General features: G+C 41.8%; 12 protein-coding genes. 9 read left to right on the top strand and 3 right to left on the bottom strand.

Annotation, left to right across the window (positions count from 1 at the left end; translation table 11 throughout):
• Positions 1–31: 31 nt before the first annotated feature.
• Entirely contained in the window at positions 32–1,363 is a 1,332-nt protein-coding gene (locus EIZ39_RS15900; protein ID WP_129200964.1) for an aspartate aminotransferase family protein, read from the bottom strand.
• Between the two features lie 12 nt (positions 1,364–1,375).
• Positions 1,376–3,127 (bottom strand): sigma 54-interacting transcriptional regulator, encoded by a 1,752-nt coding sequence (locus EIZ39_RS15895; protein ID WP_129200963.1) that lies wholly within the window; start codon positions 3,125–3,127, stop codon positions 1,376–1,378.
• Between the two features lie 290 nt (positions 3,128–3,417).
• On the opposite strand from EIZ39_RS15895, the gene EIZ39_RS15890 reads away from it, so the two are divergent.
• From EIZ39_RS15890 to EIZ39_RS15860, 7 genes are all read left to right on the top strand, one after another.
• Positions 3,418–4,590 (top strand): amidohydrolase family protein, encoded by a 1,173-nt coding sequence (locus EIZ39_RS15890; RefSeq protein ID WP_129200962.1) that lies wholly within the window; start codon positions 3,418–3,420, stop codon positions 4,588–4,590.
• Entirely contained in the window at positions 4,587–5,945 is a 1,359-nt protein-coding gene (locus tag EIZ39_RS15885; RefSeq protein WP_129200961.1) for an APC family permease, read from the top strand. The genes EIZ39_RS15890 and EIZ39_RS15885 overlap by 4 nt, the downstream gene beginning before the upstream one ends.
• 12 nt (positions 5,946–5,957) lie before the next feature.
• Positions 5,958–7,145 carry a M20 metallopeptidase family protein gene (locus EIZ39_RS15880; RefSeq protein ID WP_129200960.1) on the top strand — a complete coding sequence of 396 codons (1,188 nt, stop codon included), beginning with the start codon at positions 5,958–5,960 and terminating at the stop codon, positions 7,143–7,145.
• On the top strand, positions 7,146–8,492 hold the full coding sequence (locus tag EIZ39_RS15875; protein ID WP_129200959.1) for a glutamine synthetase family protein: 1,347 nt from the start codon (positions 7,146–7,148) through the stop codon (positions 8,490–8,492). It begins immediately after the preceding gene.
• A gap of 17 nt (positions 8,493–8,509) precedes the next feature.
• Positions 8,510–9,211, top strand: a complete 702-nt coding sequence (locus EIZ39_RS15870) for a type 1 glutamine amidotransferase (protein ID WP_129200958.1) — start codon at positions 8,510–8,512, stop codon at positions 9,209–9,211.
• Between the two features lie 269 nt (positions 9,212–9,480).
• Positions 9,481–9,774, top strand: a complete 294-nt coding sequence (locus tag EIZ39_RS15865; RefSeq protein WP_129200957.1) for a Dabb family protein — start codon at positions 9,481–9,483, stop codon at positions 9,772–9,774.
• 167 nt (positions 9,775–9,941) lie between these two features.
• Positions 9,942–10,049, top strand: a complete 108-nt coding sequence (locus EIZ39_RS15860) for a sporulation protein YjcZ (protein ID WP_129200956.1) — start codon at positions 9,942–9,944, stop codon at positions 10,047–10,049.
• A 55-nt stretch (positions 10,050–10,104) separates the two neighbouring features.
• Here EIZ39_RS15860 and EIZ39_RS15855 read toward each other — a convergent pair whose 3' ends face one another.
• Positions 10,105–10,794: a Na-translocating system protein MpsC family protein gene (locus tag EIZ39_RS15855; protein ID WP_129200955.1), complete on the bottom strand. Its 690-nt coding sequence runs from the start codon at positions 10,792–10,794 to the stop codon at positions 10,105–10,107.
• 307 nt (positions 10,795–11,101) lie between these two features.
• Between EIZ39_RS15855 and EIZ39_RS15850 the strand changes: the two genes are divergently transcribed.
• Together EIZ39_RS15850 and EIZ39_RS15845 are read left to right on the top strand one after the other, a co-directional pair.
• Entirely contained in the window at positions 11,102–12,412 is a 1,311-nt protein-coding gene (locus EIZ39_RS15850; RefSeq protein ID WP_129200954.1) for a sensor histidine kinase, read from the top strand.
• A 19-nt stretch (positions 12,413–12,431) separates the two neighbouring features.
• The gene (locus tag EIZ39_RS15845; protein ID WP_129200953.1) at positions 12,432–13,361 is read left to right on the top strand and encodes an ATP-dependent DNA ligase; all 930 of its coding nucleotides are present in this window, start codon (positions 12,432–12,434) and stop codon (positions 13,359–13,361) included.
• Positions 13,362–13,505 lie beyond the last annotated feature (144 nt).

Raw genomic sequence — 13,505 nt, 5'->3', positions numbered from 1 at the left:
AGCCAACTAATGGCTCTTCTTCCATGCACATTTAGCTACCATCCTGCGAACTTTTTACCAAATCCATATCAATCTTTCCATAAGCCAGGTCGGTAAAGGCTTGTTCTAACACGGATACAGCATGCTCGATTTCCTCCTTAGTGATGGTAAGAGGAGGAGTGATCTCGATCACATTGCTGTGAATGCCAACATAAAAGACTAGCAAACCAAGCTCATAGCATCGGTAGCAGATTGCGGCTGTTTTCTCCGTTGCTGGGGTTTTTGTGATGCGATCTTCTACTAATTCGATACCGATAGCAAGGCCATGTCCTCGAACGTCTCCTATCCACTCTACCTTCGTTTGAAGTTCTTTTAACAACTTCATAAAATAGTCGCCATTTTCTTGTGCTTGTTTCAGTAAGAACTCTTCTTCAAGGATTGCTATATTCTCTAGGGCTGCGCGACTACAAACAGGATTGCCACTAGTTGTGAACATATGAATACCTGATCCGACATCAAGGATTTCTTGCCTAGCCACAACGGCACTAAGGGGAAGCCCGGCACCAAGAGACTTGCCTAAGACGGTAGCGTCCGGCGTAACACCTGTATGCTCATAAGAGAACCATTTCCCTGTTCGGCCCATACCAACTTTGACTTCATCAAAGATCAAAGCGATGTCATAGTGCTTGCATAGTTTTTCAAGTCGTGGAAGAAAATCATCGGGTGGAACAATTAACCCACCGTCACTTTGAATTCCTTCTATTATCAGCCCAGCAGTCTGTTCTGGCGGACATACAGTACGGAAAACTTCGTCTTCAAGATACTGTAGGACTTGATCAGTCAATCGATTGGTTTCTCCAAATGGAGGTCGATAAGGATTCGGATAAGGAATTTTGATAACGTTTCCACTTCCGATAAACATGGATTGGGCAGGGTGTCCGGATAAGGAGAGCGACCCCATGGTTTGACCGTGATAAGAACCCATAAAGGAGATCATACGTGATCGTTTTTTAGCCAGTGGAACCAGTTTTGCAATACAGTCATTCGCGTCTGAACCGGAATGCCCAAACCATACCTTTTTAGAGAAATTTCCTGGAGTGATTTCTACTAATTTGTTAGCTAAGGCCACCATGGTTTGTTCAGGTGCCGACAATTGTGACGTAAAAGACAAGGTATCGTACTGTTCTTTGATAACCTGACTTATTCGTTGATGACTATAGCCAATTCCGGCAACCGCCCACCCAGCAGTCAAGTCTAAATATTCTTTACCATTGGGATCTGTTAATCTCGTACCTTTTGCAGATTGAACCGTGATAGGGAAGAAACGGATCTTTAGTGCGTTAGCAATAAGTTGATCTTCCATAACTAGAAATGGGTTAGACATGAATCTTCCTCCTTATGATTGGAAGTGAAATTTTTTCAACTTGTAATTCAAATTCTGTCTAGAAATCCCAAGCTGTTCACTCGCTTTGGTTACATTTCCTCTGGAGTCCTTTAATGCTCTGTCAATGATCAGACGTTCTAGTTTTTCTAGTTGTTCTGGCAAGGTACCGTTCGATGGCTCAATGTCTTGTCTTGTGTCAGGCAATGTTTGCTGAAGCATTTTTGTTTTGAGACCAGGGGGAAGGTGGTCATAGCCAATTCTACTTTCGTCATAGATGAGATTTAAACATCCCTCAATAACGTGTTCTAGCTGACGAACATTACCTGGCCAGGAATAATGTAGAAGAAAATGAAAAACATCATCTTCCATGCCATCTACCACAACGTCTAAAGTAGGAGCATGCTTAGCGAGAAAATGGTCGATTAGTATGGGAATGTCATCCTTACGATTACGTAAAGGTGGAATAACAATATTCACAACACCTAGTCTATAATACAGATCCTCGCGCAAGCGCTGGTGGGAAATAGCCTGCATAGGATCTTCATTCATCGTTGCAATAACGCGAACGTCAATATCCAAGATTTTTGATGAGCCTAAACGTTGGATTTTTCGCTCTTGAAGAACGCGGAGCAGTTTTGCTTGCAAATCTGGACTCATGGAGTTAATTTCATCAAGGAGAAGTGTTCCTCCTTGGGCTTGTTCTAACAAACCTGCTCGATCAACTGCGCCAGTGAAACTCCCTGCTGTTGTGCCCAAAAGCAACCCTTCCAGGAGGGTTTCAGGTAGGGCTGCACAATTTTGTGCAATAAATGGCTTGTTCTTTCTTGGACTCTCATTGTGAATGCTCTGAGCAAAAAGTTCTTTACCCGTTCCGGTCTCTCCAACAATCAGGATATTAGACGCCGAGCGTGCGGAGCGACGAGCCTGCTCTACGGTTTGCCTCATTTCTCTGCTAGAGTACTTAATACTTTCAAAGTGAAATCTAGTATTGTTTTTTTCTGACAGAGTTCGGGGGACGGATACCGAATCCTCTTTTGAACCTCGTTTTTGCATTTGCATAATAGTTTCCGTGAGTTGTTTTTGTTCTGTAATATCTTTTGAAATCTCTAGTGCCCCAAGTTTTTTATTCTCTATATAAATTGGGATGGTTTTAGTTAGCGTAGTGACAGCTTTCCCATTGGTGGTGAAATGAGTCTCGCGTTGATTGAGGATACGTCCCGTTCGAAGACAGGTCAGAAGAGTACTGTTTGATTCCTCTACGTTCCAAATCTCTTGTATTCTCCTTGTTCTTACCGATTCTGGTTCAAGCATATCAATTTCGCCCATCTTTCGATTGTAGAAAATGACCGTTCCATGGGGGTCGACCGCACAAATGCCTTCTTCCAAATGATCTAGAATCATATCGAAAGCTTGTTTTTGCTCGTTTGCTTCCATTAGCTGATGTTGGAGCTGATGAACTTGTGTCATGTTTTTAAGTACAAGTAGGTAATACCCAGACTCTAAAAAGGAAAGGTTGCCTACATGTTGTTGGGTGCCGAGAGAAATTGGAATTCCGGTCACGGTAGACTTTTTTAGAAGACTTCTTCTCAACTCCTCTGATGGTATAAGTTCCAATATAGAGGAGCCTATAAGCGATTGCTGCCCCCCTGTAAAAAGACGGCTAGCGGGTCGGTTGAGAGAGTGGACGACTCCTTCCTCAGTGAGAAAAAGGATGCTGTCGAACAAGGAATTCCACATCTCCTGTAAAGATAGGGTAGAGTCCATACTTCACCTCATGTGTAAATAAATTTGCTGAAAAATATTTTTCAGTAATTTTTGTCGCAGGTTGAAAGGTGGAAATTATATCTTCTAAATCATACCAAAACCCATAATAAATTTGGAAGATTTTTTATTATTTTATAATAAGAAAAATAATTTGCTGAAAAAAATTGAGCAATAGCAAAATTATTTTCTCTTATGAATAGGGGAATGAGCGGAATTGTCTGAATCGACACGCAGTTTGTGTTGGCATATATCTTGCAAATAGAGAATTAACATACAAAAGGAGGTATAAAATGTCAAAATCTAGAGTGTCTCTCGCTCATTGTCAGGCTGTAGATGTTCATGCACATCCTTACATTGCCAATCCAGAACCATTTACACCGGAGGAATTTGTTCGAAAGCTCTCACTAGCTGTCATACCAAATGAGATTCCAAAGGATTATCATCGTACTCCAAATCAGCCTTTTCCAGGGAGTAATATGTGGGTGCAAATTCTTATTCAACGGCTTGCCCAATATTTTTCATGCAAGCCATTGCTAGAAGAAGTGGTGGAGCATCGGAATAATAGAGCCATTAACTTTCCCTCGTATACTCGTGAGCTATTTCAAGATGCGAAACTGACTGGAATTGTTGCGGACTTTGGTTATCCACAGCCTATGTTAAACAAAAAAGAGTATGCTGAACTGTGTGGATCAAGACTCTGGGAGGTCTATCGGATTGAGCCTGTTATGGTACGTCTTCGTCAAGAATGTGCTAGTTTCGGTGAATTTCTAGAACAATATCGGGCAGATCTGAATACCACATTGCAAAGGGAAGGTGTGATAGGGCTAAAATCCATTATTGCTTACCGGAGTGGTCTCGAGATTAGTCCAATGGATGAGCAGGCTGCGGCTGAACAATATACGGAATTCCAAGTTAATGAACGAGCGAAGGTAAAGGCTTTACGAGATTACTGTCTACACATTGCTATGGAAGAGTGTACGAAATCTGATAAAGTGATGCACATTCATACGGGTATCGGGGATGGTGATGTTGTACTACCTAAAGCAAGTCCTAGTTTTCTCCTCGATTTCTTACGAGAATATCAGGATACGAAGGTTCATCTTGTGCATGGGGGTTATCCTTGGGTAGAAGAAGCTGCGTTTATTGTAAGTATTCTTCCCAAAGTATATATGGATATCTCACTGCAGAATCCATTCAGTGGGCATGGAGTTCAAAGAATTTTATCACAGGTGTTTGAATTTGCCCCATTTGATAAGGTTATGTATGGATCGGATGCCTTCACCGTTCCAGAAATGAACTGGTTAGGCGTGCATCTGTTTAAAGAGTGTTTTGAAAACGTTTTAACCTCATGGGTGGAATCGAATTATATGGACAGTGCAACGGCTCAGGTTATTGGCGAAATGGTTCTGTACAGAAACTTTGAAAATGTGTACCAAAAACAATTAAAGGAGGCCTTCGCATGAGTCAATCGACGACATTAGAGCTAGCTCCGGAAAGAAAGCTAGGATATTGGCACATTTGGGCACTAGGAGTTGGGGCGGTTATAGGGGATGGAATATTCCTCTTGATGGGTCAAGGAATTGCAACAGCGGGTCCAGGGGCCATTATGGCCTATTTGGTTGCCGGTCTTTCACAGCTATTCCTGATGGTAGCCCTAAGCGAATTGGCTGTGGGGATGCCGAATTCGGGAGCGATGTCTCTGTGGGTTGAGAGATTTATGGGGAAATGGTGGGGCTTTCTAGCAGGATTTACGTTTGCTGTGGGGTGGGTGATTGCGGGTGGTAGTGTAGGGCTAGCACTCGGTCAGATTACCATGTGGTTTTTCCCGCAATTAGAAGGAAGTTACTGGTCTATTATATTTGCTATTTTCTTTATTTCTATCTTTGCACTCCTTAATATCCTAGGTACACAAATTGCAGCGAAGACACAGCTTGTTCTTGTTTTAATTATGACAGGAGTAATGGCCCTTTTCTCTCTTATCGGCTTAAAAGACATCAACACGGAGCATTTTACTCCTTTTCTTCCGAATGGTATTGATGGCTTTTGGGCGGCAGTTCCCCTTGGAACCTATGCTTATCTAGGTGCAGTTACTCTAGCTACGGCAGGTGGAGAATGTAGGAATCCAAGGGATTTACCTAAGGCTCTTATTTGGTCAAGTATGACATTTATCGTATTGTATTCCTTCGCACAAGTCGTTTTACAGGGGTTGATTCCTTGGGATCAGGTATCGATGGACCATTCCCCGTTTACCGCTGCTGCTGAGCAGGTATTTGGTTTTGCAGGTGCCTTCATCATGAATATTGCAGCTTGGATTGCTGCAGCGACATGTATTTTGATGGGGACTTTATACTCCGCCTCTCGAATCTTTTATTCTCAGGCTCGTCGGGGATATTTACCCGCTTTTTTTGGTCATCTTCATCCGAAAACTGGAACTCCTGTGTACGGTATTATTGCGGTTTGGGCTGCATCCGTCGGGTTAGTCTTACTGGGAGCAGTAAATCCAGATTTCTTATACGTTGAACTTTCTACTCAATTGGTTCTGGCCTGGATGGTTTCATGGACCCTAGCGTTAATCGCTGGTGTTTTATACCGGAAAAATAACATGGATGAGGTCAGTCAATTGTCATGGAAACAGCCGTTGTATCCCTTGTTCCCCATTCTTGGTTTTGTTGGGATCGGTATTGTTTGTTATGGAACTTTTGTAGGTTCGCCTATGACCCTTGTACGCGGTGCAATCTGGATGGGTGTTCTCTATGTACTCTTTAAGATGTTTCATAAATCTAAGGATGTAGGAGAATCTCAACAACAAGTGATGTAAGGAGTAGAAGTTATGCTTAGAAAAGAAGTAGAGGTAGCCCCTGAACTAGAGAGGAAGCTCAAGGAGATACGGCACTATCTTCATCAATACCCAGAGCTTTCATTTCAAGAATTTCAAACCTCCGAATTTATTGCATCTTGTCTGGATGATTGGGGCATTGCCTATCGCAGGGTAGGAGAAACGGGAATTGTAGTAGATATAATCGGTGGAAAGGGAGAAGGGCCACATATTGCCATTCGTGCAGATATAGACGCCCTACCCATTGAAGAGAAAACCGGTCTTTCCTTTGCGTCATGTCATCCTGGTGTCATGCATGCGTGTGGTCATGATGGACACACGACGATCTTACTAGGTGTGATTTATCAACTACATCAACATAGAGGACAATGGAATGGTCGTGTAAGAGGGATCTTTCAACCGGGAGAGGAAGCCGATGGCGCAGCACTTCGGATGATTGAGCAAGGTGTGTTGGAACAACCTCGAGTGGATCAGATGTTGGCCCTTCATCTGTGGCCCCATTTGCCTCATGGAACAATTGGTGTTAGGTATGGTGCTGTAACAGCTTCCTGTGACGATTTTGAATTTGAAATCCAAGGGAAGGGAGGGCATAGTGCACGACCTCATCAAAGTATAGACGCCATCATGATCTCGGCTCAGATCCTTCAAGCTCTTTCCTTTTATGTTACAAAAGCTAATAATCCAGTTGACCCGGTAGTGGTTCATGTAGGTGTCATTGAGGGAGGTTCAGCTAGCAATGTGGTGGCAGACCGGGTGGTATTAAAGGGGACCGTTCGTTCGGTATCACAGGCAACTCGCACAAAGATAAAGAAAGAGCTTACCCAATTGGTAGAAAATGTAGCAAAAACGCATGGTGGGAATGCTTGTGTGACTTTTACTGATGGGCACCCACCTGTAATTAATGACGAAGAAATCACAAAAACCCTCGAGAAAAGCGCAAGAGAATGGCTAGGCGAGTCCGTCCATATTCTCAAAGAGCCATCCATGGGGGCAGATGACTTTGGCGCTTTTGCTGAGCGCGTTCCTAGTACTTATTTTCGCTTAGGCGTGGGAAAGGCGGGGTCTCCGGTGGTGGATTTACACCACCCTGGTTTTCAATTCGATGATACGATTATCCCAATTGGAGTCACCCTTGTCACCCGGACTGTTTTAAAACTAATAAATAATGAGGAGAGAGCTTAGATGATGACTGTAGATAAAGTGCTTGAAATCGTAGAGAAAGAACAGGTTGAATTTATTCGGGTAGAGTTCTTAGATTATGCAGGGGTTACACGCGGTCGGACCTTACGCCCGAAGCAATTAAGGGATGCTATGGAAAAAGGGGTTAACTTTAGTACAGCCATTATGTGTTTTGACGTATTTGATGAATATATTCCAAACCCAACTTATGGTCCGAACGATGGTGATTTCTTTGCGGTACCGGATCCGACTACCTTTGCCATCCTACCTTATCGTAAAAATACAGCACGCATGCTCTGTGATCTTGTGGATGTTAATGGTGATCCTTGGCCGGGTTGTCCAAGGAACGCACTAAAGAGGTTGTTGAATGAAGTGGAAACCTTATTGGGCGGCAAGATGTTCATGGCATTTGAACAGGAAGCGTATTTATTAAAGGAAGTGAACGGTGTACTTGAGCCTGCTGATCAAAGTCATTGTTTCTCGTCTGAAGGAACCGATATTCAAGAAGATTTCATCCAAGAATTTGTTTATTCACTAGAGGCGATGGGAGTGGAAACCGAACAGATCTCAAGTGAATTTGGGCCTGGTCAATTAGAGATCAATTTAAAATATGCTCCTGCCCTTAAAGCTGCTGATGATCAAGTGACCTTCTCTCATTTATATAAACAAATAGCACGTGATAAAGGAATGGTTGGTACACTTATGCCGAAGCCTTTTCCGCATCTTGCAGGAAGTGGGTTGCATGTGCATATTAGCCTATATGATCAAGCAGGTGAAAATCTGTTTGAGGATTTAACCGATCAACGCGGATTAGACATGTCGGATAAAGCTTACCATTTCATCGGCGGATTATTAAAGCATGGTCCTTCTCTTATCGCGATTGGTGCCCCAAGTATCAACTCCTATAAAAGAATGCAACCAGGTTCGTGGGCCCCTGCACATGTATGCTATGGAGCTGGGAATCGTTCCGTTCTCGTAAGAATACCAGAGAAGAGAAGAGCACGTCGTTTTGAATATCGTGGAGCCGATGGTACCTGCAACCCTTATCTGTTGGCTGCTTGCCTTGTTGCCGCTGGACTACATGGTGTGCAAAATCAGATGAATCCAGGTGAGCCTGCAGATCTTGATGTAAGTAAGTTAAGTGAAGGACAATTGAAGGAAAGAGGAATTACTTGGGTTCCCCGCAGTCTAAGCCAAGCCGTAGACTATCTTTCTCATGATACGATACTAGCAGAAACCATTGGACGTTCAATCTGGGAGGAATATATTAAAATCAAGAGAACGGAATGGGACAAATACTCTCGGTACGTAAGTGACTGGGAACGAAAGGTCTTTACGTCCAGGTTCTAAGTAGGGGTGAAGAATTAATGAATATTCATTACATCCAAAACGACCCACTAGCTACGCCTGGCTTTATCAAGGATTGGGTTAAAGAGAGAGGGTATACATTAACAGGTACTCAATTCTATAATAGGGATCCTTTACCTATACTTGAGCATGTAGATTTACTCATCATACTCGGGGGAAGAATGGGGGCTTATGAGGAGGAGAAGTATCCTTGGCTGAGGGAGGAAAAAGAATTCATCCGCCAGGCGGTCCAACAGAAAAAAGGGGTCCTTGGCATCTGTTTAGGTGCACAAATGATAGCTGATGCCTTGGGAGGTCGAGCCTATCCCCATGTCCATAGCGAAATTGGCTGGTGGCCGCTTGAATTTACGGAGGAGGTTAGAAATAATCCTTTTCCTCAGGAATTCTGTTCCTCTTTGAACATGTTTCAATTTCATAGCGATACGTTTGACTTGCCAGACGGGGCTGTCCAATTGGCAACGAGTACCGCATGTAAGAATCAGGCTTTCGTCTATGGTGAGCGGGTCGTAGGATTACAGTTTCATCCCGAATTTACATTGGAGATGATTCGTTCCCTTGCTCAACTATTCCGTGATGCACTGCCTAATGGTCCATTCATTCAAAGTCCTGAACAATGGGAGGAGAGAGGGAGTGAACTCGAACAGGCACGATCGTTCTTATTTGGTTTGTTGGATCGAATGGTAAAAAAACAGGAGCGATGACCTTTCAAGTAAACAGCAAGTTTATGTAAAGCTTGCCGTGCGTACCAGCAAGCCCCGTCCATCCCATTGAACGTAAGGTAAGGATAAAAGGAGGTAAATCCTTACCTTATACTATAGTAAATGCAACATCTTCTGAATTTGAATAGATGAATGAAGGGCGAAATATGCGGATTTTTCGTTCTGTGTTATGGGTCTATTATTATTGTTAAAGGTAAGATTATGAATTAAAATGAGCAGTGAAGTTAAAATAGGAGAAGAGAGGTCCCAGCATGATTCATCGTATCGTATTAGTTAAATTTGCAGAAGAGACAACAAAAGAGCAGTTACAGGAAGTTATCGACCGTTTTAAAGCATTGAAAAATCACTTAACTGGTATTGTAGAGATTCAGGCGGGGTTTAATATCGCAGAGAAGAGTAAAGAATACCAGGTGGTTTTGAGTGTCCGATTTGAAGATCAAGCTGCTCTGGATGCTTATGTCACAAATCCGGAACATCAAGCAGTTGCTGCATATATAAGAGAAGTTGGCAGAGTCGATAGCATTGGTGTAGACTTTCAGTTGTAAGAAGGTCATATCTAGAAAAGCTTTATCCATAATAAGGATAAAGCTTTTTTATTTTTACACCGAAGGATAGGCAAGAGTGCAATTCCTATATTCTGGGCTACCGTACAGGCAATTTACCTCATCTTTAATATTATATAGTAATCACTAAGGAAAGGGGGCAGTTCAATATGAGTGTACCTTTCGCTGGTGGGGCTGGATTAGGTGGCGGCTTAGCGTTCATTCTAGTTCTCTATATCCTGCTTGTCATTATTGCTCGTCCAGGATTCGTGGTTTAAGCAAGAAGATGAACGGTGAGGGACTCCAAGTGGGGTCCCTTTTTTACCTCCTCCCTTATTTGAGTACGATACACATAAGGCTGTTATCATCGTTTAGATTCCAGTCGATAAAGATATCAGATAATCTTTGATTGAAAATTTCTTGAAAAGGGCCACTCCTATGAAAAAAACCTTTTTCCAAGTCATCTTTTGTAACGAGAAGAGTTTGTTGAAACCCTTTAGCGATTAAGGCTTTCTCTAAAGTAATTAAAATTCCCACGCGTAGAACTAAATAAATCGAAGGAGTGATTTGATAGGCTTCTGTCCGATCTGGAACTTTCTGAACCATCTCGCTAATTCGATTAACCTCATCAAGTAGGGGAGTCTGTTCTAGAAAGGGTTCAAAGTTATCACCAGGAAGAATATCTTGTTCAAACACGATCATAATTACACCTGTATTTCTTGTATAATTCCAATCATGGTAAAAGTCCTGTACATCCTGTTGAAACTCAAGTTCAAGGACTCCTCTTAACTGAGCAAGTACATTATTCATAACAATACCACGCGAAATATCAATGTCATCTACATTTCCATGTTCAAGTAAAATGGATTCCATAGGCGAGAGAAAGCCACGAATGGTAATAACAAGATATCGATATTTAAGATAGGCTTGGCACGATTCCGGTCCTCGCCCAAAGCTTTTTCGTAACATTCTGCTAGTTAAGCTACTGATCTCTAGTAGCTTTTGTTGGATCTCTGGCGACATGCCCCATTGTCCCTCCTGTCATAATGGCTAGCCAGTCGTTTGTTTTGTTTATTTTGTCCTCAAGTTGTTGATATTATTTTCCATTTGAAGTAATATTGAAATTGGATACATGGATGGAAGCCATGATCTAACCTATTTATACAAAATTAAGTAAACTAATTTACCTACAAACACATACAATTGGGGAAGATGGTATAGACAATCAATATTGAGCTCATCCATATAGCCAAAATAGAATCTTTATGGTTCTATTTTGGCTTTTTTATTTTTTGTAAAAATAATAGCTAGTCAAGAAAGGGAAAGAACTATGAAAGACCTAATCGTGCAATTATTTAGCATCTTGTTTCCCATACTTCTTTACCAAATGTTCTGGGAGAAAGAAATCCATACCCTTCAAGAGAGTAGGAAAAAACTGGTAATTGGTGTCACGTGTGCTATATCCATTATTCTTTGTATGACATTTCCTGTAACCCTTTTAGATGGGCACAGGTACGATCTACGTGATGTTCCATTGCTCATAGGCATACTGTATGGAGGCATTGAGGTGGGCCTATTACTCACAGGATTAATGATCTTTTACCGATATGTCCTTGGTGGTGATGGGTTATACTTAACGATACTCACTCATGCGATAGTACTCCCGTTCGTCTTTTACGGGATCCATCGGTTTGAGCAATATTCTAGGAATAAAAGGATGAGGATTGCTGCGATACTCTGTTTTCTTCTATCCATTACGATCATGATAGCCTCTCTAGTATATTTCCACCTTAAAACAGGCTTAGAGATAACAAAGGATCAAGTGTTTTTCTTTCTTGGCTTCATCCTTTTTAATACCCTAGGTATTAGTATTGTCGTCTTTCTTATAGAGAAAAGTCGAGAGAATGCTTCTATTACTTTTGAATTACAGGAATCTGAAAAAATGCGTGTGGTGAGTCATCTGGCTGCGGCCATAGCGCATGAAGTGCGAAACCCACTTACCGTTATTCGAGGCTTTATACAACTTTTGGCAAAAGATGAGATTGATGCTGATAAGAAACAAACCTATGCCGAGATGATGCTAAATGAGCTAGACCGAGCCCAGACGATTATTACGGATTATCTAACTTTTGCTCGCCCTGAATCTGAAATAGGTGAACTGGAATTAGTCGATGTTAAGAGCCATATCTTAAAAGCGGTTAATGTCCTGTTTCCTTACGCACTTGCCCAAGGCGTAGCTATTGAGACTACGGTTCAAGAGGCTTTATATGTCAAAGCAGAGAAAACTAAAATAACGCAAATAATGGTAAATTTACTTAAAAACGCCATTGAATCCATGCCAAAAGGGGGGATCATGCAAGTACGTGCTGACGTACTGGATAACCATGTTATAATTGATGTGATTGATCAAGGTATAGGCATGACACAGGAACAAGTAGATAGATTGGGAAGTCCCTTTTTTACAACGAAGGAAAAAGGTACAGGTCTTGGCATTATGGTTTGTTACCGAATTGTGGAAGCTTTAGAGGGAACGATACAAGTGAAGAGTGAGATCGGGAAAGGAACTCATTTTCAAGTCGCAATCCCAAGAGATTCAAATAAGGAGAAAGAAAACGCTAGGGATGTAATGGGGATGATCTAACAGTTTGGAGGGTGAGACAATGGTCAGTGAGGTGAAAGCCATGCTGTTTACACCAATTAAACCGATGCTTGTATCGATTGGCGGTCAAGCCTTTGATCACGATAACTTCATATTTGAACCCAAAATGGATGGATGGAGGATTCTCCTTCATAAGCAAGGAGATAGAATTGAAGCTTATACACGCAATGGTAAATGTGTTACGGGTAAATTTCCGGAACTAAAGGAGATCACTTCAGCTATCAAACCGAAAACAGCCATTCTCGATAGTGAGGGAGTAGTAATTCGAGAAGGACGAACGATTTTTGATGATTTTAGTTTTCGCGGTCGATTGACCGACGCCCGCAAGATAGCCGCAGCACAGGTTTCACACCCAGCTAGCTTTGTAGTATTTGATGTCCTGGCCACCACTCAAGAACATATGAGTGAACCATTAACTGTTCGAAAACAAAGACTTCAAGAGATCTTAGATCCTCATCCATCTCTGATGTCGACGATGTTTGTTGAAGGAGAAGGAAAAGCTTTGAGCGCTTTATCTATAAAGCATAACTTAGAAGGGATCGTGGCCAAACGGAAGGATTCTACATATAAACTGGGGATCCGTTCTGAAGATTGGGTGAAAATTAAGAACTACAAGGAGATTGATACGGTTATTCTTGGTTATCGAACGATTCCCGAATTTTCTCTTGTTGTAGGTTTGAACTTTCCTACGGTGAAGAATAAGCCAGTGGCAACGGTTCATATCGGGATGAGCCCTGAAGAGAAAACAGCCTTTCTACAAATTGCCCAACAAATACTAGGTAAAAAGGATCGAAATACACAATGGATAGAACCACGGATTTGTTGTCGAATAGAATATCTGGAACGAACGGATTTGCATTATTTGCGACACGTTTCGTTTAAGGAATTCTTGTTTGATAAACGTCCTGAAGATTGTATATGGGTTAGCTAATGTTTCACTTCGATTTGTTCGGAGTGATTTTTTTGCGTGCAACAGTCACAAACATTATATTTCTGTATATTAAAATTAAATTAAGTTTACTAAATTATTTAGATGATATAGAATAGTGATAAATTTACTATGTTTATTTGGGAG

It is taken from the genome of Ammoniphilus sp. CFH 90114 (assembly GCF_004123195.1).
In the GTDB taxonomy this organism is placed as follows: Bacteria; Bacillota; Bacilli; order Aneurinibacillales; family RAOX-1; genus YIM-78166.
Note: the sequence above shows the minus strand (reverse complement) of the source record. Positions and strands in the feature narration are given on the sequence as shown.

Excerpts from the sequence above, each read along its gene's own strand:
- EIZ39_RS15900 (WP_129200964.1), bottom strand. The coding sequence starts at position 1,363 with ATGTCTAACCCATTTCTAGTTATGGAAGATCAACTTATTGCTAACGCA.
- EIZ39_RS15895 (WP_129200963.1), bottom strand. The coding sequence starts at position 3,127 with ATGGACTCTACCCTATCTTTACAGGAGATGTGGAATTCCTTGTTCGAC.
- EIZ39_RS15890 (WP_129200962.1), top strand. The coding sequence starts at position 3,418 with ATGTCAAAATCTAGAGTGTCTCTCGCTCATTGTCAGGCTGTAGATGTT.
- EIZ39_RS15885 (WP_129200961.1), top strand. The coding sequence starts at position 4,587 with ATGAGTCAATCGACGACATTAGAGCTAGCTCCGGAAAGAAAGCTAGGA.
- EIZ39_RS15880 (WP_129200960.1), top strand. The coding sequence starts at position 5,958 with ATGCTTAGAAAAGAAGTAGAGGTAGCCCCTGAACTAGAGAGGAAGCTC.
- EIZ39_RS15875 (WP_129200959.1), top strand. The coding sequence starts at position 7,146 with ATGATGACTGTAGATAAAGTGCTTGAAATCGTAGAGAAAGAACAGGTT.
- EIZ39_RS15870 (WP_129200958.1), top strand. The coding sequence starts at position 8,510 with ATGAATATTCATTACATCCAAAACGACCCACTAGCTACGCCTGGCTTT.
- EIZ39_RS15865 (WP_129200957.1), top strand. The coding sequence starts at position 9,481 with ATGATTCATCGTATCGTATTAGTTAAATTTGCAGAAGAGACAACAAAA.
- EIZ39_RS15860 (WP_129200956.1), top strand. The coding sequence starts at position 9,942 with ATGAGTGTACCTTTCGCTGGTGGGGCTGGATTAGGTGGCGGCTTAGCG.
- EIZ39_RS15855 (WP_129200955.1), bottom strand. The coding sequence starts at position 10,794 with ATGTCGCCAGAGATCCAACAAAAGCTACTAGAGATCAGTAGCTTAACT.
- EIZ39_RS15850 (WP_129200954.1), top strand. The coding sequence starts at position 11,102 with ATGAAAGACCTAATCGTGCAATTATTTAGCATCTTGTTTCCCATACTT.
- EIZ39_RS15845 (WP_129200953.1), top strand. The coding sequence starts at position 12,432 with ATGGTCAGTGAGGTGAAAGCCATGCTGTTTACACCAATTAAACCGATG.